The following is a 19,552-nucleotide window of genomic DNA, read 5'->3' as shown; positions in this document are numbered from 1 at the left end:
GGCATCGCGAGCAGGCTCGCTCCCACGAGGGATGGTCCACGCCTGATCCGCCAGGGCGCGGTATGATGGCGGCCCGGTTCGCGGACGCAACCAGTGCGCCGAACAACCCCATTTATTCGAGGAACAGAGATGACCCCCTGGCTGACTGTAGTGGGCATCGGTGAAGATGGCTTCAAGGGCCTGGGCCGAACGGCTCGCCATGCATTGCTGCGGGCGCCGCGGATTCTGGGCAGCGCTCGTCAGTTGGAACTGTTGCCACTGTGTATTCGCGGCGAAAGGGAGCTATGGCCCAGCCCGTTCTCCCTGGAGCCGCTGCTGGCTCGAAAGGGCGAAGCAGTGTGCGTGCTGGCCAGCGGCGATCCGATGTTCTATGGCGTGGGCGCCAGCCTGGCGAAACAAGTGCCGGGTGATCAGATGCTGGTCATCCCCGCGCCGTCCTCTTGTTCGCTGGCGGCGGCGCGCATGGGCTGGCCGCTGCAGGACGTGGTCCCGCTGTCGCTGGTGGCGCGCCCCCTGGCGGTGCTCAATGGGTATTTATCCACAGGCGTGAGGCTGTTGCTGCTGAGCAATGATCGCCACAGCCCCGGCGCGGTGGCGACGTTGCTGCGCGAGCGCGGCTTCGGCCCGAGCGCCATGACTGTGCTGGAGCATCTCGGCGGTGCGGCAGAACGCCGGATCGACGGTTGCGCCGCGCAATGGTCCGATGAAACCGTCGCCGACCTGAACCTGATCGCCATCGAATGCCGGGCCGAACCATCGACACAGCGCCTGTCACGCCTGGCCGGTCTGCCGGACACCGCGTTCGAACATGACGGCCAATTGACCAAGCGCGACGTGCGCGCCATCACCCTCGCCCGCCTCGCCCCCACGCCTGGTGAATTGCTGTGGGATGTCGGTGCCGGGAGCGGCTCCATCGGCATCGAATGGATGCGCACCCACCCCAGTTGCCGGGCCCTGGCCATCGAAGTCGACGAGGGCCGCCAAGGCTTGATCGAACGCAACCGCGACACACTCGGCGTGCCGGGCCTGCAATTGATTCGCGGCAGCGCCCCGCAAGCGTTGGAAAACCTGGAGCGGCCGGACGCGGTGTTCATCGGCGGCGGCGTCACCCGCGAAGGCGTACTCGACACCTGCTGGGCCCACCTCAAGCCCGGCGGGCGGCTCGTCGCCAACGCCGTGACCCTGCAGAGCGAAATGACCCTCATGGGCTGGCGCGAACGCCATGGCGGTGAGCTGACCCGCATCCACATTGCCCAGGCGCAGCCGTTGGGTGAGTTCGACACCTGGCGCCAGGCGCTACCGATTACCTTGCTGGACCTGACGAAGCCCCTCGATGCGTGACGAAACCGCCGAACAACCCGCCCCCCTGCGTAGCGGCCTGACCACCGGCAGTTGCGCCACCGCCACCAGCCTGGCGGCGGCCCGCTTGTTGTTGCGCGGCACCGAGGCCGACGCCGTGGAAATCGTCTTGCCCAAGGGCAAGCAGGTGCAGATGCGGCTGGAGTTCTGTCGATTGACCGAGCAAGGCGCCGAGGCCGGGACGATCAAGGACGCTGGCGATGACCCGGACGTGACCCACGGCGCCCTGCTGTTTTCCCAAGTGCGCTTGGTAGCCGAACCCGGCGTGCGCTTCGTCGCCGGTCGCGGCGTGGGCACGGTGACGCGACCGGGGCTGGTGCTGGGCGTCGGTGAGCCGGCAATCAACCCGGTGCCACGCCAGATGATCAACGATCACCTGGGCCGGCTGGCCGAGGAAAGCGGCTACGCCGGTGGCTTCGAAGTCACGGTCAATGTCGAGGGTGGCGAAGCCTTGGCGCTGAAAACCATGAACCCGCGACTGGGCATTCTCGGCGGCCTGTCGATCCTTGGCACCAGCGGCATCGTCCGGCCCTTTTCCTGCGCGGCCTACATCGCCTCGATCCACCAGGGCATCGATGTGGCGAAAACCAACGGCTACCTGCACATCGCCGCCTGCACCGGCAACGCCAGCGAAGACACCATGCGCCGGGTCTATAACCTGCCGGAAATCGCCCTGATCGAAATGGGCGATTTCGTCGGCGCCGTGCTCAAGCATGTGCGCAAGGTACCGGTGGAAAAACTCAGCCTCTGCGGCGGCTTTGGCAAGATCAGCAAACTTGCCGCCGGCCACATGGACCTGCACAGCCGCCATTCGAGCATCGACCTGCCACAACTGGCCGAATGGGCCGCCGCCCTCGGCGCCGATGAGGTTTTGCAACAGGGCATCCGGCAAGCCAATACCAGCCAGCAAGCCCTGGCAATGGCCAGCGCCGCCGGCATCGCCCTCGGCGATGCAGTGTGCGAGCACGCGCTGGCGTTCGCCCGCAGCGTGGTGCCGGCCCAGGTCCAAGTCGAAGTCTTCGCCATCGACCGCCAGGGTGGGATTGTCGGTCACGCCGGAGCCTTGTCATGAAGAGCCTTGAAATGAAACGTATCCTGCTCCTCGGTGGCGTCACCGAAGCCCTGGCCATCGCCCGCACGCTTGGCCCCCAGCACATCTACAGCTTGGCCGGCATCGGCCGCATCCCCACCGACCTGACCTGCCAGGTGCGCGTCGGCGGCTATGGCGGCGCCGCAGGATTGGCGCAATTCATCCGCGCCGAGGGCATCGACCTGCTGTTGGATGCAACTCACCCCTACGCCGCCCAAATCAGCCACAACGCCGCCCATGCGGCCCACGCCTGTGCCATCCCCTGCTGGGCCCTGCGCCGTCCGGCCTGGCAGCCCCGGGCCGGCGATGACTGGCGCGAAGTCGCCGACTGGGCCGAACTGATCCAAGCCCTGCGCCCCTTCCACCGGCCTCTGTTCACCCTTGGCCGAGAGCCGCTGCAACACATGCATGAAATCCCGCCAGAGCAATTCTGGACCTTGAGGGCGTTGGACGTTTACCCCGGCAATGAGCGCTGCGAAGTGATTGGAGCCCGGGGGCCGTTTCATATCGAGGGCGAGCGTGAGCTGTTCGAACGGCGGCGGATCGATGTGCTGGTGAGCAAGAACAGCGGCAGCACCGCGACTGAACCGAAGCTGGACGTGGCGCGGGAGCGAGGAGTGCCGGTATTGGTACTGAAGCGGCCAGTGTTGCCGGAGGTGGATCGGGAGTTTGGGACGGCGGATGAGGTGTTGCAGGGGCTGCGGCAGTAGGCCTGACAGAAACCTGCACAGTCCTACAAGCCTGTCCTGTCAGCACCACTCATCTGAAAATATTTTGCTACTGTTACTCACAAGCCCTGCGACCCTACACCGCACGTGGCTTTTTTACTTCTGCCTCCCGATCAGGCTAAATACCGGCCACCTGATCGCCCAACCGAGCGGATTGCCCCATGTCCCGACAACGGCTTGCATTTGCCTGGATCGCCTGCTTCGCAGTGCTGTTCAACATGCTCGCCATGCCGCTTTCCAATGGCAGCGGTGCGACCGCCGACACGCCAACCGAACAATTGCTCTGGGGCAGTTTCTGCTCTTCCGGCGGAACAAAAATGGTAGCGATTTCCCTGGGTAAGTTCGAACAGGGAACGCCGCGACAGGATCCTCACTCGACCATGCAGCATTGCTGGTGCTGCTCAGGCCCGGCGCCGTTGGTGGCGATTGCCGGGCACGCCCCGCAGTTGTATCTGGATGCGCAACTGGCCCATCGCAATGTCGTCCATTCGAAGCTCGACAGCCCCACGCCACGCCAACAATGGCCCAGTCTAAATCCCCGCGCCTCGCCTCTGGCCTGATTCTTCCGCACCCACCTGCGCCCTGAATCGTTCCGGAGAATTGCCATGTTGAACAGACTCATCCTGCTGGTCGCCCTGCTGCTTCCCGTTGGCTTCGCCCAAGCTCACCAGTACAAGGCCGGGGAGCTTGAGATCGCCCACCCGTGGTCCCAGGAATTGCCGCCCAATGCGCCGACCGTCGCCGGCTACTTCATTATCCACAACAGCGGCAGGTCCGAGGATAAACTGCTCAGTGTCGACTCACCCATCGCCGGCAAGGCCGAGCTCCATGAACATGTGATGCAAAACGACTTGATGAAAATGCAACCGGTGGACGGCATAGTTATCGCTCCAGGCGCAACGGTGACCTTCGCACCGATGGCGTACCACGTGATGCTGCTGGACCTGAAGGACCGTAGCCTGCTCAGCGACGGCAAACGTTTCCCCATGACCTTGCATTTCGAAAAGGCCGGGGATGTCACGGTGAACGTCACGGTGCAGAAAAAAGCCCCCGACGGCACCCAAACGCACATGCACGCCCAATAGACATAGCCGCCCATGCAACTTCGTCGCGCCAGCCTTTCCATGCACCGCCGTCAGCCATTGAGCCTGACCCGCGGTAGCTGGATCAGCCTGTTCGCCATGCTGATGATATTTATCGGCCCGCTGGTTTCCCAGTCGATGCCGATGGATCAGCGCATGTCCATGTCCACGCCTGTATCCATAGGCATGGACATGGAGATGGGCATGGACATGTCGGCGCACGAAGCGCCAGCAGATGACGATTGCCCGCCCCAGAGCGACCATCATGCGCTGTGGGAGAAATGCGGTTATTGCAGCCTGCTGTTCAACTGCCCCGCGTTGCCTGGCGGCCACACGTTCACCGTCTTCGCCACACCGTTTACCCGCACCTACACGAGCCCTTTCCCGCGCCTGGGCCATGCCCGACCGGCGCTCTTCCCTGGCGCCCGCACCCGCGCACCGCCCCTCGACGCGTAAGCCTGACGCTTGCTCACCCGCATGCGGGACAGCCCAAGGCTGTCCTGCATGCGGGTATGAGCGCCTGACAGCTTGGCCGAAGCAAACATAAAAAACTGTGGGAGCGAGCCTGCTCGCGAAAGTGATGTGTCATTCACATCATTGTTGGCTGGTCCGCTTTCGCGAGCAGGCTCGCTCCCACATCGATTGCATCGTTCAGCCCCCATTTGAAGAACCGAATTTGCCCTGCGGAGCGCTTTGCAATGAGCCTACCGAAACCGAACTTCTACAACCTGGCCTGGCGCTGGCATTTTTATGCCGGGCTGTTCGTGGCGCCGTTCATGGTCATGCTGGCCCTGACCGGCATCATTTACCTGTTCAAGCCGCAACTCGACCCATTGATGTACGGCAACCTGTTGAACGTACCGGCCGGGCATCACACCCTGGCAGCCGACGATCTGCTCAAGCAGGTCCGCCAGGCCTACCCCGAAGGCCAGGTCACGCAGTACCTGCCACCGGTCAGCGCCGAACGCAGCGCGCAATTCGTGGTGATCGACAAGGGCCACGAGCTGAACGTCTTCATCGACCCCTTCCGTGGCAACGTACTCGGCGAGCAGGATGCAAAAAACAATCTGCAAGCCATGGCCCGGGCGATCCATGGCGAGTTGCTGATCGGCACGGTGGGTGACCGCTTGGTGGAAATGGCCGCCGGCTGGGGCGTGGTGCTGGTGGTTTCCGGCCTGTACCTGTGGTGGCCGCGCGGGCAGTCGTCGGCCGGCGTCCTCTGGCCGCGCTGGAGCGCGCGCGGGCGGGTGTTCTGGCGTGACCTGCACGTCGTCGTCGGCTTCTGGGGCGCCGCGTTCCTGCTGGTGATGTTGCTCAGCGGCATGACCTGGACCGGCTTTTGGGGCAAGCAATACGCGGACCTCTGGAACCGCTTCCCGGCGGCGATGTGGAATGACGTGCCCAAGTCCGACGTCGAAGCCGGCAGCCTCAACAACGCTCACCGCCAGACCGTGCCATGGGCCATGGAGAACACGCCGATGCCGATGTCCGGCGACCATGCCGAACACATGGCCCACGGCGGCATGCACGAAGGCCCCGCCGCGCCAACCGTCAGCCTGCAGGCGGTGCAGGACATCGCCGCCGAACGCCAGGTCGAGCCCGGCTACAGCATCACCTTCCCAACGACCGCCTCGGGCGTGTTCACCATCGCCGTGTTCGCCGATGACCCGCGCAACGACGCGACTCTGCACGTGGACCAATACACCGGCAAGGTCCTGGCCGATGTGCGCTGGGAACATTACAGCGTCGTGGCCCGCGCCACCGAAACCGGCGTGATGCTGCACGAAGGCAAGATGTTCGGCCCGCTGAACCAGATCCTTGTGCTGCTGGTTTGCCTGATGATCCTGCTCAGCGCCGTGAGCGGCGTGGTGATCTGGTGGAAGCGCCGGCCCCTGGGCAAGTTCGGCGTCCCGCCGCTGCGCCACGACCTGCCGACGTGGAAGACCGGGGTGTTCATCATGCTGGCCCTGGCGGTGGTGTTCCCGCTGGTGGGGGTTTCGCTGGTGGTGGTGTGGTTGCTGGACCGGCTCGTCACACGCTTGAATCGTCAACCTGAGATCGTCTCATCTTCAAGCTGAAGACCGCGCGTTAACGAAAAGCGGCGCGAAACCTCTACAATCGCGCCCGCTTCCCAAAGGATGAATACCTTCCCCTGTAGGAGCGAGCCTGCTCGTGATCGCAATCGGTCAGTCGCATCTTAATCGGCTGACCCACCGCGATCGCGAGCAGGCTCGCTCCCACAATGGACTGGGGTTGCGAGCCAATAACTTGAGTGAACGCATGACCTCCCTGACCCTTTCCAATCTCGCCTGGACGCCCCTGGGCCATGGCCATTGCCATCACCAGTTCCAGCTGCGTGACGCCACGTTGCAGGTGGCGGCCGGGGAGTTTGTCGGATTGATCGGCCCCAATGGCAGCGGCAAGACCAGCCTGTTGCGCTGCGCCTATCGCTTCAGCCGGCCGGAACAGGGGGAGGTCAGACTCGAGCATCACAACCTCTGGCAACAATCCTCGCGCTGGTGCGCACAGCGCATCGCCGTGGTGCTGCAAGAGTTTCCCGACGCCTTCGGCCTGACGGTGAAAGAAGTGGTCGCCATGGGTCGCACGCCTCATAAGGGCTTGTTTGATGGCGACAACGAAGAAGACCGCAGATGGGTGCTCCAGGCGTTGGAATCGGCGGGGCTCGAAGGCTTTGGCGATCATGCCTTCGCCACGTTGTCGGGCGGGGAAAAACAGCGGGTGATCCTTGCTCGCGCCCTGGCCCAACAACCGCAGTTGTTGATCCTCGACGAACCGACCAACCACCTCGACCCCCACTATCAGTTGCAATTGCTCCAACTGATCAAGGGCCTGGGCATCGGCACCCTCGCCAGCCTCCACGACCTCAACCTGGCGGCCGCCTTCTGCGATCGCCTGTACGTGATCGAACATGGGCGCATCGTCGCCAGCGGCACGCCCAGGGATGTCCTCACCGCCGAGCTGTTGCGCGAGGTGTTCGGCGTCGAAGCCCTGGTGGACGAACATCCCCTGTCCGGCTACCCACGAATCACTTGGATAACCCAACCATGACCTTGCGCTTGCTGCTGTTGCTACCCCTGCTGCTGGGCAGTGCCCATGCCCTGGCCGAAGCCACCCGCTACCCCTTGACGATCCAGAGCTGCAATCGCCAGGTGGTGTTCAACGAGGCCCCTCGCCACGCCGTCAGCCATGACATCAACATGACGCAGATGATGCTCGCTTTGGGCCTCAAGCCGCGCATGGTCGGCTACAGCGGCATCAGCGGTTGGAAATCGGTGACACCCGAGATGGCGAAGATCCTCGAAGGCCTGCCGGAACTGGCCGCCAAATACCCCTCGGTGGAAACCCTGCTCGATGCCAACGTCGATTTCTTCTTCGCCGGCTGGGACTACGGCATGCGCGTGGGCGGCGACCTGACCCCGCAAACCCTGCAACCACTGGGCATCAACGTGTACGAGTTGACCGAATCCTGCGCCTTCGTGATGAAACGTCCGCCGGCTTCCCTGGAAGACACCTACAACGACCTGCGCAACCTGGGGAAAATTTTCGACGTGCAGGACCGCTCCGATGCGCTGATCGAGACGATGCAGGCCCAGGTGGCCGAGGTGCGCAAGCATCTTCCAACCCAAAGACCGCGCGTGTTCCTGTATGACAGCGGCGAAGATCGCGCCATGACCTCTGGGCGCCTGGGCATGCCCCAGGCCCTGATCGACGCTGCCGGCGGACGCAACATCCTCGATGACGTGGAAACCAGTTGGACCCGGGTGAACTGGGAGAACGTGGTGGAGCGCAACCCCCAGGTCATCGTGATCGTCGACTATGGCGAAGTCAGTGCCGAGCAGAAGCAGCAGTTCTTGCTGGCGAACCCGGCCCTGCAATCGGTGGATGCGATCAAGCACCGGCGCTTCATCGTGATCCCCTACGTGCAGGCCACCCCGGGCATCGATAACGTGCTGGCGGTGCAAACCCTGGCGCGGGGTTTCCACGGCCAATGAACGATCGTCGCTACGCCGCCCTGCTGATGATTCTCGGCGCGCTGTTGCTGGTGTCGTGCGTGGTGTCCCTGGGCTTCGGGCCGGCGCGCGTGCCGGTGGCCGTGGTCTGGGACCTGTTGCTGCACAAGGCCTTCGGTGTCGGCGAGGTGTATTGGACGCCCGGCCAGGAACATATCGTCTGGCTGATACGCGTCCCGCGCCTGCTGCTCGGAGCCCTGGTGGGCGCGGGGCTGGCGTTGATCGGCGCGGTGCTGCAAGCGGTCACGCGCAACCCACTGGCCGATCCGCATCTGCTGGGCGTCACCTCCGGCGCGACCCTGGGTGCGGTGATCGTGGTGTTGCATGTCGGTGAAATCATCGGCCTGCTGACCCTGCCCCTCGCCGCGTTCATCGGTGCATTGCTGAGCATGTTGCTGGTGCTGGCCATCGCTGCCCGCCACGGTCGCCTGGAGAGCGATCGCCTATTGCTGTGTGGCGTGGCGGTGTCCTTCGTGATGATGGCGGCGGCCAACCTGCTGTTATTCCTCGGTGATCATCGCGCCAGTTCGGCGGTGATGTTCTGGATGCTCGGTGGCCTGGGCCTGGCGCGCTGGGAACTGCTGGCCGTGCCAGCCGCCAGCGTGCTGTTGGGGCTGGTGTTGCTGCTGGGCATGGCCCGGCCCTTGAACGCGCTGATGGCCGGCGAGCAGACCGCCGTGACCCTGGGCCTGAACGCGGCGAAGGTGCGGCTGTGGATTTTCCTGATCGCGTCCTTGATGACCGGCGTGCTGGTGTCCATCAGCGGCTCGATCGGCTTTGTCGGGTTGATGGTGCCGCACATCGCCAGGCGCCTGGTGGGCGCCGAGCACCGTCGGTTGTTGCCTGCCTGCGTGCTGCTCGGCAGCCTGTTCCTGGTGTGGGTGGACGTGGCGGCCCGCACGCTGATCGCGCCGGAGGATTTGCCGATTGGGGTCGCTACCGCGGCCATCGGCGGGCTTTTCTTCATTGGCTTGATGCGCCGTCGTTGAAAAGATGCTTCTTTTTGTACACGCCGAACAGCTCGGTCCCCAGCCCTCCATGACGAAAATGCTCAAGCTCCGCTCGGACCATATCAATGACCAGCGCCCGATCTTGCGCTTGTTCAAGATTGAAATTTCCACTGTAGGCCAGATTGACCATTCGCCAGAGGAAGCAGTTGGTACGGTAAACATCCACAGGCTTGAGCCAGCGTTCAAGCAGCGCGGTAATGTCCTCGCTTCGAATCCCCTCGAAACACCCAATCGAGTGGTCCTTGTCTGGAATGACTGAATCGACGACCTGGGTATCGGCATTTAACCGATAACGCGCCGGCAAGGCTGAGAACGCCGCATCAGCAGCGACTATCGCGTCGGGCCACAAGCGATTGCCATTACGTCCCACCGCCTCCCCGACACTCCAGAACTCGCCGTCATTTTTCAAACTGCGGGAGATAAAGAACATGACCTTTTCCAGCTCTACCAAATGATGCAATGCCGAAACACAAATAATGACATCCCACTGCTCACCGGTAGGCACCAGGTTGTTCGCATCCGCCACGATCAAGTCGAGGCTGATGCCTGGCGGAAACTGCGTTGCAGCGATCTGCAGCAGGTCCTCATTGATATCCAACAGCGACCACTGCACCCCTTCGGGAATAGCCGCCGACAGGCCCGCCTCTATCCGCGCGGCGCCACTGCAGATCGACAAGACTTTTATTTCCCCATGATCCCTGACTTTCTGGCGCAGCCTCGCTTGGAAATCAGGCGGAGTTTGCGGGACATTCGCCCTCAGGAGACGAGTCGCATAGGAGTAGGCTGCCTCACCTTCGAACGGTTCGAGGATCACAACATCAGCCTGCGCACCACGCTCTGGCGCAGGAGCCATTCCATCCAATCGGCGCACGTTGCGAGCAACGCCCATTGCATTAGCACGCTGTTGTTCCTGCACTTTGGAGTAGAACTCGTTCCGGTAGACGCTACTGAAATGCGCTATCTCGTTTTTCATGCGCATTGAATGATGTGTCTTCGCCAGAAGGGCCTTCATCTCCCCCTCCCTGGCGATGCACAAGTCAGATATCGCTAGCCAGTCGGCGGTAGGATCGTTCTGCGCACCTGGCCCGCACTCTATCAAGAGACGGCCACGTTTGCCGGCCAACCAAGCCAGATCCAGCGTTACCGTCCTGCATTCCGACGGTGTAGGCCCTCCTTCAAAATGAAACATGCCAAGTGGACATTCGGCTTGGGCCCCATCATCCAAAAAAACAAAGGCACAGGTGAGCCCATCCAAACTGATGCTGGGCAGGGCAGCCGAAAAGCGAACGTATAACCTTGAATCAGAAGACACCGTCAGCGTGCTACTTCGAAGGCGTTCACCAGCGGTGAGAATCAGCGAATACCGTCCTTCCCTCAAATGCGTCACATGCATCCATCGGGGATGCTCGGCCCGTCTGACTTCAGGCAGCACGTCAAAAACAGCCGTCTCGTCCAAAAGAAAATGGTTCGCAACGCCAGCGTCATTCAAACGGATTCCCCTACTTCACAATGGCAGAAGCGTCAGCATAGTCGGGCAGTTGAAAATTTCACCTTGAGTCAACCCCGATCCACGCCCCAATGCGGAGCGGCACATTGCACCAACACCCGCGATACGGTCACTGATGGTGCATTGTCATTTTCCTGCCTCGCCGCCATCCCCGCGTTTCAACGCCTTTCTCCAACTGGGCACACCCCTTGCAAAAGCGCTTCCAGCGTTTGCATCTGCCCTTAAAAATCATAAGTCCACGGAGATCGCACAATGAAGCGTCGTAGCTTGATCAAGGCTTTTACACTCTCGGCAAGCATTGCCGCGATGGGCATGACCTGGACCGTCCAGGCCGCCGAGACCATCAAGGTTGGCATCCTGCATTCGCTGTCCGGGACCATGGCGATCTCCGAGACGTCCCTCAAGGACATGGCGTTGATGACCATCGACGAGATCAACGCCAAGGGTGGGGTCAACGGCAAGAAGCTCGAAGCGGTGGTCGTGGACCCGGCGTCGAACTGGCCGCTGTTCGCCGAAAAGGGCCGGCAATTGCTGACCCAGGACAAGGTCGCCGTGGTGTTCGGCTGCTGGACCTCGGTGTCGCGTAAATCCGTGTTGCCGGTGTTCGAAGAGCTCAATGGCCTGCTGTTCTACCCTGTGCAATACGAAGGCGAAGAAATGTCGCCGAACGTCTTCTACACCGGCGCGGCGCCGAACCAGCAGGCGATTCCGGCGGTGGAATACCTGATGAGCGAAGAAGGCGGCAGCGCCAAGCGCTACTTCCTGCTGGGCACCGACTACGTCTACCCGCGCACCACCAACAAGATCCTGCGCTCGTTCCTGCACTCCAAAGGCGTGGCGGACAAGGACATCGAAGAGGTCTACACCCCATTCGGCCACAGCGATTACCAGACCATCGTGGCCAACATCAAAAAATTCTCGGCCGGCGGCAAGACTGCCGTGATTTCCACCGTCAACGGCGACTCCAACGTGCCGTTCTACAAGGAGCTGGCGAACCAGGGCCTGAAGGCCACCGACGTACCGGTCGTGGCGTTCTCGGTGGGCGAGGAAGAACTGCGCGGCATCGACACCAAACCCTTGATCGGCAACCTGGCGGCGTGGAACTACTTCGAGTCCGTGGATAACCCGGCGAACAAGAAGTTCGTCGACTCCTGGAAAGCCTACGCCAAGGCCAAGAACTTGCCGGGTGCCGACAAAGCCGTGACCAACGACCCGATGGAAGCCACCTACGTCGGCATCCACATGTGGGCCCAAGCGGTGGAAAAAGCCAAGTCCACCGACGTCGACAAAGTCCGCGAAGCCCTGGCCGGCCAGACCTTTGCCGCACCGTCGGGCTACACCCTGACCATGGACAAGACCAACCATCACCTGCACAAGCCCGTGATGATCGGCGAGATCCAGGCCGACGGTCAGTTCAACGTGGTCTGGCAGACCGAAGGGCCGATCCGCGCGCAACCGTGGAGCCCGTTCATCGCCGGCAACGACAAGAAGCCTGACTACGCGGTGAAGAGCAACTGAGCCCATGGGAGTCGGCCCTGATCCCCGGGCCGACACACACCCCTTGTGGGAGCGAGCCTGCTCGCGATAGCAGCGGATCAGCCAGAAGACATGTGACTGACACACCGCTATCGCGAGCAAGCTGGCTCCCACAAAGAAAGAAGTTTGCGCAAGGCCTAGCATATGCCCACCGCCCTTTACCGCCTCATCCTCGCCCTGGCCCTGCTGTTGCCACTGGGCGCCCATGCCGGCGACGCCGAAGACTTCGTCGCCGCCAACCCGACCCAGCAGGCCAAGCTCCTGGAAACCTGGGCCGCGCAGCCGGAGCCTGAGCGTGTCGAACTGATCAACGCCTTGCAGCAAGGCCAGTTGACCGTCGATGGCCAACCCAAGACCCTGCGCCTGAACAACCGCTTGCGAGGGCTGATCGAAACCGCCCTGGCCAGCCATCAACTGCTCGCCGTCGATGCCGGCGTGCGCCTGGCTGCCGCGCAACAGCTGCAAAAAAGCGCCCGCCCGGCGCAACTGGCGTTCCTTGATCGGCAACTGGCCGGCGAGCAGGACGAAGATGTCCACGCCGCCCTGAGCCTGGCCCTGGCGAATTTGCAACTGGTGGACACCAACCCCGCCGTGCGCCTGGCGGCCGTGCGACTGCTGGGGGAAACCGGCGACCCGCTGGCCCGCACTCGCCTCGAAAACCTGCTCGAACCCGGTGTCGAAACCGATGCCGCCGTGCGCACCGCCGCCGAAACCAGCCTCGGCCAGGTCAAGCGCAAACTCCTGATCGGCGAGCTGCTGGGCCAGGCGTTCAGCGGCATGTCCCTGGGCTCGATCCTGCTGCTGGCCGCCCTTGGCCTGGCGATCACCTTTGGCTTGCTGGGGGTGATCAACATGGCCCACGGCGAGATGCTCATGCTCGGCGCCTATTCCACTTATGTGGTGCAGATGCTGTTCCAGCGCTTCGCCCCGAACGCCATCGAGTTCTATCCGCTGATCGCCTTGCCGGTGGCGTTTTTCATCACCGCCGCCATCGGCATGGCCCTGGAACGCACGGTAATCCGCCACCTCTACGGACGGCCCCTGGAAACCCTGCTCGCCACTTGGGGCATCAGCCTGATGCTGATCCAGCTGGTGCGCCTGGTGTTCGGCGCGCAGAACGTGGAAGTCGCCAACCCGGCCTGGCTGTCGGGCGGGATCCAGGTGCTGCCGAACCTGGTGCTGCCGTACAACCGCATCGTGATTATTGCTTTCGCGCTGTTCGTGGTGGTGCTGACCTGGTTGCTGCTGAACAAGACGCGCCTGGGCCTGAACGTGCGCGCCGTGACCCAGAACCGCAACATGGCCGCCTGCTGCGGCGTGCCCACCGGGCGGGTGGACATGCTCGCCTTCGGCCTCGGCTCGGGCATCGCCGGGCTCGGTGGCGTTGCCCTGAGCCAGATCGGCAACGTCGGCCCGGACCTGGGCCAGAGCTACATCATCGACTCGTTCCTGGTGGTAGTGCTCGGCGGCGTCGGCCAGTTGGCCGGCAGTGTGTTCGCCGCATTCGGCCTGGGCATCGCCAACAAGATCCTCGAACCGCAGATCGGCGCCGTGCTCGGCAAGATCCTGATCCTCGCGCTGATCATTCTGTTTATCCAGAAGCGTCCGCAAGGCCTCTTCGCGCTTAAAGGACGGGTAATCGACTGATGAACCAGCCCCTGATGCTTACGGCCACGCAAAAGGCCGGACCCAAAGTCACCCTCGCCGTCGGCGCGGTGATCCTCGCCGTGCTGCTGAGCCTGCCAGTGTTGTCGCTGTTGGCGGTGGATAACCCGCTGCATGTCTCGGCATATACCCTGACCTTGGTGGGCAAGATCCTCTGCTACGCCATTGTCGCCCTGGCGCTGGACCTGGTCTGGGGCTACGCCGGCTTGCTCTCCCTGGGCCACGGCCTGTTCTTCGCGCTGGGCGGCTACGCCATGGGCATGTACCTGATGCGCCAGGCCGCCGGCGATGGCGTGCCGGCGTTCATGACGTTCCTGTCGTGGACCGAGCTGCCCTGGTACTGGGCCGGCACCGACAGCTTCCTCTGGGCGATGTGCCTGGTGGTGCTGGCGCCGGGCTTGCTGGCGCTGGTGTTCGGTTTCTTCGCCTTCCGCTCGCGGATCAAGGGCGTGTACTTCTCGATCATGACCCAGGCCCTGACCTTCGCCGGGATGTTGCTGTTTTTCCGCAACGAGACCGGCTTTGGCGGCAACAACGGCTTCACCAATTTCCGTTCGATCCTGGGCTTTGGCATCACCGAGCCGGGCACCCGCGCGGTGCTGTTTTTTGCCACAGTGCTGCTGTTGGTGGCGAGCCTGTTCATCGGCTGGCGCCTGGCTCGCAGCAAGTTCGGCCGGGTGCTGACCGCCCTGCGCGACGCGGAAAACCGCCTGATGTTCTGCGGCTACGATCCCCGAGGCTTCAAGCTGTTCGTCTGGGTGTTGAGCGCGGTGTTGTGTGGCCTGGCCGGGGCGCTGTACGTGCCGCAGGTGGGGATCATCAACCCCAGCGAAATGTCGCCGACCAACTCCATCGAGGCCGCCGTGTGGGTGGCCCTCGGCGGGCGCGGCACGCTGATCGGGCCGTTGCTGGGCGCCGGCGTGGTCAACGGCATGAAGAGCTGGTTCACCGTGGCGTTTCCGGAATATTGGCTGTTCTTCCTCGGTGCCCTGTTCATCGTCGTGACCCTGTATCTACCCAAAGGCGTTATCGGGCTGTTGAAGAAAAGGGGCGAACAATGAAAATCACACCGACAGCGGATTTCATGCTCGAACCGATTATTGAACCCCCTCTCGATGCCAATCGGGACCAAGGCAGCAGCCGCGACGCCATTGGCCTCGGCCGGGCCGCCGGCGTAGGCCTGAACACCCGCCACGGCACCATCCTGACCCTGGAAGACATCAGCGTCAGCTTCGACGGTTTCAAGGCGCTGAACGACCTGAACCTGTACATCGGCGTCGGCGAACTGCGCTGCATCATCGGCCCCAACGGCGCCGGCAAGACCACGCTGATGGATGTCATCACCGGCAAGACCCGTCCCAGCCACGGCAAGGCCTGGTTCGGCGAAACCCTCGACCTGACGACCATGAGCGAAGTCGAGATTGCCCAGGCCGGCATCGGGCGCAAGTTCCAGAAGCCGACTGTGTTCGAAGCCCTGAGCGTGTTCGAGAACCTGGAACTGGCGCTCAAGACCGACAAATCGGTGTGGGCCAGCCTGCGGGCGAAGCTGACCGGCGAGCAACGCGACCGCATCAGCGAAGTGCTCGAGACGATCCGCCTCGCCCCTTCGGCCAACCGCGCCGCCGGGCTGCTGTCCCACGGCCAGAAGCAGTTCCTGGAGATCGGCATGCTGCTGGTGCAGGACCCGCAACTGCTGCTGCTTGACGAGCCGGTGGCGGGCATGACCGACGCCGAAACCGACTTCACCGCCGAGCTGTTCAAATCCCTGGCGGGCAAGCATTCACTGATGGTGGTGGAGCACGACATGGGCTTCGTCGGCGCGATTGCCGACCACGTCACCGTGCTGCACCAGGGCAGCGTGCTGGCCGAAGGGTCGCTGGAACAGGTGCAGGCCGATGAGCGGGTGATCGAGGTGTACCTCGGTCGCTAGATCGAAACATGCTGTTCCCTGTGGGAGCGAGCCTGCTCGCGAATGCGGGGTATCAGTCGGGATAACTGTGACTGACACACCGCATTCGCGAGCAGGCTCGCTCCCACAAGGGACACAAGGGGATTCAAGACATGCTGCAAGTCGACAAGCTGCACCAATACTATGGCGGAAGCCACATCCTGCGCGGCCTGTCGTTCGACGTGAAGGTCGGCGAGGTGACGTGCCTTCTCGGTCGCAACGGCGTGGGCAAGACCACCCTGCTCAAATGCTTGATGGGCCTGCTGCCGGCCAAGGAAGGCGTGGTGAATTGGGAAGGCAAGGCCATCACCACGTTCAAGCCGCATCAGCGGGTCCACGCCGGCATCGCCTATGTGCCGCAGGGCCGGGAAATTTTCGGGCGGCTGACGGTGGAAGAAAACCTGCTGATGGGCCTGTCGCGCTTTCCGGGCTCAGAAGCCAAGGAAGTACCGGCCTTCATCTACGAATTGTTCCCGGTGCTGCTGCAGATGAAACAACGCCGTGGCGGTGATCTGTCCGGCGGCCAGCAACAGCAGCTCGCCATTGGCCGGGCCCTGGCCAGCCGGCCGCGACTGCTGATTCTCGACGAGCCCACCGAAGGCATCCAGCCGTCGGTGATCAAGGAAATCGGCGCGGTGATCAAGAAACTCGCGGCCCGGGGCGACATGGCGATTTTGCTGGTGGAGCAGTTCTACGACTTCGCCGCCGAGCTGGCTGATCAGTACCTGGTGATGTCCCGGGGCGAGATCGTGCAGCAGGGCCGTGGAGAAAATATGGAAGCCGAGGGTGTGCGCGGATTGGTTACGATCTAGTCTGTAGCGTCCCGACGACAATCAGAAAATCATGAATCTACCTGTATCGCCATCCGCCCTGTTCACCCCCAGCTGGCACGCCGAGCTGGACTTGGGCTATGCCCGATTCGGTGATTGCACGCGCCCGGTCCAGCGCCGGCACAAAGGCCCGTTGCGGGTGCAGAAGCACTTGTACGCCGAAGGTCCCGAGGTGTGCCAGCACATCATCGTCCACCCGCCCGGCGGCATTGCCGGTGGGGATCGGTTGGACATTTCGGCCCAGGTCGGCCAGGGCGCCTGGGCGCAATTGACCAGCCCCGGCGCGGCCAAGTGGTACCGCGCCGCCGGCCCGGCGTACCAGCAACTGAGCCTGAGCGTGGCCCCTGGCGCGACCCTGGAATGGCTCCCTCAGGAAACCATCGTCTTCAGCGCGGCCCAGGCCGAACTCAGCACGAACATCGATCTGCAAGGCGACGCCCGCTTGTTCTACTGGGACATCGTTGCCCTCGGTCGGCCGGCCAGCGGCGAGCGGTTCGACGTGGGACACTTTCAGTCGTGGCTGGACATCCGCCGCGACGGCCAGTTGCTCTGGCACGAGCGTCAGCGCATCGCCGGTGGCGATGGGTTGCTCGACTCCCCCATCGGCCTGGGCGGCGACCCGGTGTTTGCCACCTTGCTGGTGACCGGCGAGATCGACAGCGAGCTGCTGGAGCGCTGCCGCTCCCTGGACCATGCCGTGCGTGGCGACCTGACCCAACTGCCCGGCCTGGTCGTGGCACGCTGCCTGGCGAGCGAGGCATTGTTGGCGCGGGGGTGGTTGATTGAGTTGTGGCGCTTGCTCAGGCCTGCATTGCTTGGAAAAGAAGCCGTGCCACCAAGAATCTGGAGTACTTAGTTATTTCCTCTGTGGGAGCGAGCCTGCTCGCGAAAGCAATAGAACATCCAACATGATTGTTGACTGACACACCGCTTTCGCGAGCAGGCTCGCTCCCACAGTGGAATGTGTCTACTGCAAAATTTTTATCTGCCCTTATGGATTGCACATGGACCTGACCCCACGCGAAAAAGACAAGCTGCTGATCTTCACCGCCGGCCTCGTCGCCGAGCGGCGACTGGCCCGGGGCTTGAAGCTCAATTACCCAGAGGCCATGGCCTACATTTCCGCCGCGTTGCTCGAAGGCGCCCGCGACGGCCAGACCGTGGCCGAGCTCATGCACTACGGCACCACCTTGCTGAGCCGCGAGCAGGTGATGGAAGGCATCCCGCAAATGATCCCGGAAATCCAGGTAGAGGCGACGTTTCCCGACGGCACCAAACTGGTCACCGTCCACCAACCCATCGTCTGAGGCAACGGCATGACTTATCAGATCCGAGACGCCCAGCACCGCGACCTGCCGGCGATCCGCGACATCTACAACGATGCCGTGCTCAACACCACGGCGATCTGGAACGAGCAGCCCGTGGACCTGGGCAATCGCCAGGCCTGGTTCAGTGCCCGGCGCTCCCAGGGCTACCCGGTACGGGTGGTCATCGATGCCGGGGACAACGTGCTTGGGTATGCCTCGTTCGGCGACTGGCGGCCGTTCGACGGCTTCCGCCACACCGTCGAGCATTCGGTGTACGTCTGCCGGGACCAGCGCGGCAAGGGCCTTGGCCCTGTGCTGATGAGTGACCTGATCGAGCGCGCCCGGGCCTGCGGCAAGCACGTCATGGTCGCCGCTATCGAGAGCGGCAACGCGGCGTCGATTCGCCTCCATGAGCGGGCGGGTTTCGTCACCACCGGGCAGATGCCCCAGGTGGGCACCAAGTTCGGCCGTTGGCTGGACCTGACCTTCATGCAGTTGGTCCTCGACCCCGGGGCGCCACCGCCCGCCATGGACAAGGAGTAATACCGAATGAACGCCGCCCAGTTGCGTCGAATCCACGCTGAAAGCTTTGCGCATTATCGCCAGGGCCTGGTCGACCTGTTGCTCGACGCTGTGGGTCATGGCGCCAGCGTGGGGTTCATGGCCGACCTGGATGCCGTACAGGCCAGGGCTTATTTCGACGAAGTCCAGGCCAGCCTCAATCAGGGTCACCTGCTGTTGTGGGTGGTGGTCAAGGATGAACAGGTACAGGCCAGCGTCCAGCTCGCCCTGTGCCAGAAGCCCAACGGCCTCAACCGTGCCGAAGTACAAAAACTGCTGGTGCGCGGCGACGCTCGTCGCAGGGGCCTGGGCCAGCAATTGATGAGCGCCCTGGAGCTCGGCGCCCGTCAGCACAAGCGTGGGCTGCTGTACCTCGACACCGAGGCCGGTTCCGAAGCCGAGGCGTTCTACCGAGCCATGGGCTACACCCGCGTCGGAGAACTGCCCGACTACTGCCAGAGCCCGGACGGGACCTACACCCCGACCGCCATCTACTACAAGACTTTGGGACAACCGCAATGATTCCAGGCCAATACCAGGTTCAGCCCGGCGATATCGAGCTCAACGCCGGCCGCCGCACCGTGACGCTGAAGGTCGCCAACAGCGGCGACCGGCCGATCCAGGTCGGGTCGCATTTTCATTTTTTCGAGACCAACGACGCCCTGGCCTTCGACCGCGCCGCCAGCCGTGGCATGCGCCTGAACATACCGGCCGGCACCGCCGTGCGCTTCGAGCCGGGTCAGAGCCGAGAGGTGGAACTGGTGGACCTGGCCGGGCATCGCCGGGTGTTCGGGTTTGCCGGGCGGATCATGGGCGACCTTTAGGTCACGGCATTTGCGTTGGCCCCTTCGCGAGCAGGCTCGCTCCCACAAGGGAATGCGATCAATTGTGGGAGCGA

21 protein-coding genes are annotated in these 19,552 nt (G+C 63.1%); 20 read left to right on the top strand and 1 reads right to left on the bottom strand.

What is annotated here, in order from left to right; all coding sequences use genetic code 11:
- Positions 1-129 precede the first annotated feature (129 nt).
- The 10 genes from cbiE (at position 130) to J3P90_RS03025 (ending at position 9,279) form a co-directional block, all read left to right on the top strand.
- Positions 130-1,341: a precorrin-6y C5,15-methyltransferase (decarboxylating) subunit CbiE gene (gene cbiE / locus J3P90_RS03070; RefSeq protein WP_434607996.1), complete on the top strand. Its 1,212-nt coding sequence runs from the start codon at positions 130-132 to the stop codon at positions 1,339-1,341.
- Positions 1,334-2,431, top strand: coding sequence for a cobalt-precorrin-5B (C(1))-methyltransferase (locus J3P90_RS03065; protein ID WP_434560883.1), 1,098 nt, complete (start codon positions 1,334-1,336; stop codon positions 2,429-2,431). The genes cbiE and J3P90_RS03065 overlap by 8 nt, the downstream gene beginning before the upstream one ends.
- 11 nt (positions 2,432-2,442) lie before the next feature.
- A complete protein-coding gene (locus J3P90_RS03060; RefSeq protein ID WP_434675812.1) occupies positions 2,443-3,159 on the top strand; it encodes a cobalt-precorrin-6A reductase in 717 nt (238 codons plus the stop codon).
- Between the two features lie 179 nt (positions 3,160-3,338).
- The gene (locus J3P90_RS03055) at positions 3,339-3,737 is read left to right on the top strand and encodes a DUF2946 domain-containing protein (protein WP_434675811.1); all 399 of its coding nucleotides are present in this window, start codon (positions 3,339-3,341) and stop codon (positions 3,735-3,737) included.
- A 45-nt stretch (positions 3,738-3,782) separates the two neighbouring features.
- Complete coding sequence (locus tag J3P90_RS03050) at positions 3,783-4,262, top strand: copper chaperone PCu(A)C (protein ID WP_434560885.1); 480 nt, start codon at positions 3,783-3,785, stop codon at positions 4,260-4,262.
- A gap of 12 nt (positions 4,263-4,274) precedes the next feature.
- The gene (locus J3P90_RS03045) at positions 4,275-4,715 is read left to right on the top strand and encodes a DUF2946 domain-containing protein (RefSeq protein WP_434560887.1); all 441 of its coding nucleotides are present in this window, start codon (positions 4,275-4,277) and stop codon (positions 4,713-4,715) included.
- Positions 4,716-4,957: 242 nt separating this feature from the next.
- Positions 4,958-6,337, top strand: coding sequence for a PepSY-associated TM helix domain-containing protein (locus tag J3P90_RS03040; protein WP_434560889.1), 1,380 nt, complete (start codon positions 4,958-4,960; stop codon positions 6,335-6,337).
- A 202-nt stretch (positions 6,338-6,539) separates the two neighbouring features.
- On the top strand, positions 6,540-7,328 hold the full coding sequence (locus J3P90_RS03035) for an ABC transporter ATP-binding protein (RefSeq protein WP_434608005.1): 789 nt from the start codon (positions 6,540-6,542) through the stop codon (positions 7,326-7,328).
- Positions 7,325-8,272 carry an ABC transporter substrate-binding protein gene (locus J3P90_RS03030; protein WP_434675810.1) on the top strand — a complete coding sequence of 316 codons (948 nt, stop codon included), beginning with the start codon at positions 7,325-7,327 and terminating at the stop codon, positions 8,270-8,272. The genes J3P90_RS03035 and J3P90_RS03030 overlap by 4 nt, the downstream gene beginning before the upstream one ends.
- Positions 8,269-9,279, top strand: coding sequence for a FecCD family ABC transporter permease (locus J3P90_RS03025; protein ID WP_420766252.1), 1,011 nt, complete (start codon positions 8,269-8,271; stop codon positions 9,277-9,279). Before J3P90_RS03030 ends, J3P90_RS03025 begins: the two co-directional genes overlap by 4 nt.
- On the opposite strand, the gene J3P90_RS03020 is transcribed toward J3P90_RS03025, so the two are convergent.
- A complete protein-coding gene (locus J3P90_RS03020) occupies positions 9,254-10,789 on the bottom strand; it encodes a class I SAM-dependent methyltransferase (protein WP_434675809.1) in 1,536 nt (511 codons plus the stop codon). The two genes, J3P90_RS03025 and J3P90_RS03020, sit on opposite strands and share 26 nt — an antisense overlap.
- 270 nt (positions 10,790-11,059) lie before the next feature.
- Between J3P90_RS03020 and urtA the strand changes: the two genes are divergently transcribed.
- From urtA to J3P90_RS02970, 10 genes are all read left to right on the top strand, one after another.
- Positions 11,060-12,325: an urea ABC transporter substrate-binding protein gene (gene urtA, locus J3P90_RS03015; RefSeq protein WP_420766250.1), complete on the top strand. Its 1,266-nt coding sequence runs from the start codon at positions 11,060-11,062 to the stop codon at positions 12,323-12,325.
- 162 nt (positions 12,326-12,487) lie between these two features.
- Entirely contained in the window at positions 12,488-13,990 is a 1,503-nt protein-coding gene (urtB, locus tag J3P90_RS03010) for an urea ABC transporter permease subunit UrtB (protein WP_434608014.1), read from the top strand.
- Positions 13,990-15,069, top strand: a complete 1,080-nt coding sequence (gene urtC, locus J3P90_RS03005; RefSeq protein WP_420766248.1) for an urea ABC transporter permease subunit UrtC — start codon at positions 13,990-13,992, stop codon at positions 15,067-15,069. Before urtB ends, urtC begins: the two co-directional genes overlap by 1 nt.
- On the top strand, positions 15,066-15,938 hold the full coding sequence (urtD, locus tag J3P90_RS03000; protein WP_434608018.1) for an urea ABC transporter ATP-binding protein UrtD: 873 nt from the start codon (positions 15,066-15,068) through the stop codon (positions 15,936-15,938). The genes urtC and urtD overlap by 4 nt, the downstream gene beginning before the upstream one ends.
- A gap of 131 nt (positions 15,939-16,069) precedes the next feature.
- Positions 16,070-16,768, top strand: a complete 699-nt coding sequence (gene urtE, locus J3P90_RS02995) for an urea ABC transporter ATP-binding subunit UrtE (RefSeq protein ID WP_434560905.1) — start codon at positions 16,070-16,072, stop codon at positions 16,766-16,768.
- A 31-nt stretch (positions 16,769-16,799) separates the two neighbouring features.
- On the top strand, positions 16,800-17,642 hold the full coding sequence (locus J3P90_RS02990) for an urease accessory protein UreD (RefSeq protein ID WP_434675808.1): 843 nt from the start codon (positions 16,800-16,802) through the stop codon (positions 17,640-17,642).
- Positions 17,643-17,790: 148 nt separating this feature from the next.
- Entirely contained in the window at positions 17,791-18,093 is a 303-nt protein-coding gene (gene ureA, locus J3P90_RS02985) for an urease subunit gamma (protein ID WP_420766244.1), read from the top strand.
- A 9-nt stretch (positions 18,094-18,102) separates the two neighbouring features.
- The gene (locus J3P90_RS02980; RefSeq protein ID WP_434675807.1) at positions 18,103-18,636 is read left to right on the top strand and encodes a GNAT family N-acetyltransferase; all 534 of its coding nucleotides are present in this window, start codon (positions 18,103-18,105) and stop codon (positions 18,634-18,636) included.
- A gap of 6 nt (positions 18,637-18,642) precedes the next feature.
- Positions 18,643-19,176, top strand: coding sequence for a GNAT family N-acetyltransferase (locus J3P90_RS02975; protein WP_434560911.1), 534 nt, complete (start codon positions 18,643-18,645; stop codon positions 19,174-19,176).
- A complete protein-coding gene (locus tag J3P90_RS02970; protein WP_420766241.1) occupies positions 19,173-19,478 on the top strand; it encodes an urease subunit beta in 306 nt (101 codons plus the stop codon). The genes J3P90_RS02975 and J3P90_RS02970 overlap by 4 nt, the downstream gene beginning before the upstream one ends.
- Positions 19,479-19,552 lie beyond the last annotated feature (74 nt).

The sequence above is a fragment of the Pseudomonas sp. D3-10 genome, assembly GCF_051132175.1.
Taxonomy (GTDB): Bacteria; Pseudomonadota; Gammaproteobacteria; order Pseudomonadales; family Pseudomonadaceae; genus Aquipseudomonas.
The sequence above is the reverse complement of the archived record's forward strand: the minus strand, read 5'-3'. Positions and strand labels throughout refer to the sequence as shown.

What these genes read in the sequence shown, in the direction of transcription:
- J3P90_RS03045 (WP_434560887.1), top strand. Translation starts at nt 4,275, where the DNA reads ATGCAACTTCGTCGCGCCAGCCTTTCCATGCACCGCCGTCAGCCATTG.
- J3P90_RS03030 (WP_434675810.1), top strand. Translation starts at nt 7,325, where the DNA reads ATGACCTTGCGCTTGCTGCTGTTGCTACCCCTGCTGCTGGGCAGTGCC.
- urtB (WP_434608014.1), top strand. Translation starts at nt 12,488, where the DNA reads ATGCCCACCGCCCTTTACCGCCTCATCCTCGCCCTGGCCCTGCTGTTG.
- J3P90_RS02970 (WP_420766241.1), top strand. Translation starts at nt 19,173, where the DNA reads ATGATTCCAGGCCAATACCAGGTTCAGCCCGGCGATATCGAGCTCAAC.
- J3P90_RS03035 (WP_434608005.1), top strand. Translation starts at nt 6,540, where the DNA reads ATGACCTCCCTGACCCTTTCCAATCTCGCCTGGACGCCCCTGGGCCAT.
- urtD (WP_434608018.1), top strand. Translation starts at nt 15,066, where the DNA reads ATGAAAATCACACCGACAGCGGATTTCATGCTCGAACCGATTATTGAA.
- urtE (WP_434560905.1), top strand. Translation starts at nt 16,070, where the DNA reads ATGCTGCAAGTCGACAAGCTGCACCAATACTATGGCGGAAGCCACATC.
- urtA (WP_420766250.1), top strand. Translation starts at nt 11,060, where the DNA reads ATGAAGCGTCGTAGCTTGATCAAGGCTTTTACACTCTCGGCAAGCATT.
- J3P90_RS03065 (WP_434560883.1), top strand. Translation starts at nt 1,334, where the DNA reads ATGCGTGACGAAACCGCCGAACAACCCGCCCCCCTGCGTAGCGGCCTG.
- J3P90_RS03055 (WP_434675811.1), top strand. Translation starts at nt 3,339, where the DNA reads ATGTCCCGACAACGGCTTGCATTTGCCTGGATCGCCTGCTTCGCAGTG.
- J3P90_RS03060 (WP_434675812.1), top strand. Translation starts at nt 2,443, where the DNA reads ATGAAACGTATCCTGCTCCTCGGTGGCGTCACCGAAGCCCTGGCCATC.
- ureA (WP_420766244.1), top strand. Translation starts at nt 17,791, where the DNA reads ATGGACCTGACCCCACGCGAAAAAGACAAGCTGCTGATCTTCACCGCC.
- cbiE (WP_434607996.1), top strand. Translation starts at nt 130, where the DNA reads ATGACCCCCTGGCTGACTGTAGTGGGCATCGGTGAAGATGGCTTCAAG.
- J3P90_RS02975 (WP_434560911.1), top strand. Translation starts at nt 18,643, where the DNA reads ATGAACGCCGCCCAGTTGCGTCGAATCCACGCTGAAAGCTTTGCGCAT.
- J3P90_RS03040 (WP_434560889.1), top strand. Translation starts at nt 4,958, where the DNA reads ATGAGCCTACCGAAACCGAACTTCTACAACCTGGCCTGGCGCTGGCAT.
- J3P90_RS03025 (WP_420766252.1), top strand. Translation starts at nt 8,269, where the DNA reads ATGAACGATCGTCGCTACGCCGCCCTGCTGATGATTCTCGGCGCGCTG.
- J3P90_RS02990 (WP_434675808.1), top strand. Translation starts at nt 16,800, where the DNA reads ATGAATCTACCTGTATCGCCATCCGCCCTGTTCACCCCCAGCTGGCAC.
- J3P90_RS03050 (WP_434560885.1), top strand. Translation starts at nt 3,783, where the DNA reads ATGTTGAACAGACTCATCCTGCTGGTCGCCCTGCTGCTTCCCGTTGGC.
- J3P90_RS02980 (WP_434675807.1), top strand. Translation starts at nt 18,103, where the DNA reads ATGACTTATCAGATCCGAGACGCCCAGCACCGCGACCTGCCGGCGATC.
- urtC (WP_420766248.1), top strand. Translation starts at nt 13,990, where the DNA reads ATGAACCAGCCCCTGATGCTTACGGCCACGCAAAAGGCCGGACCCAAA.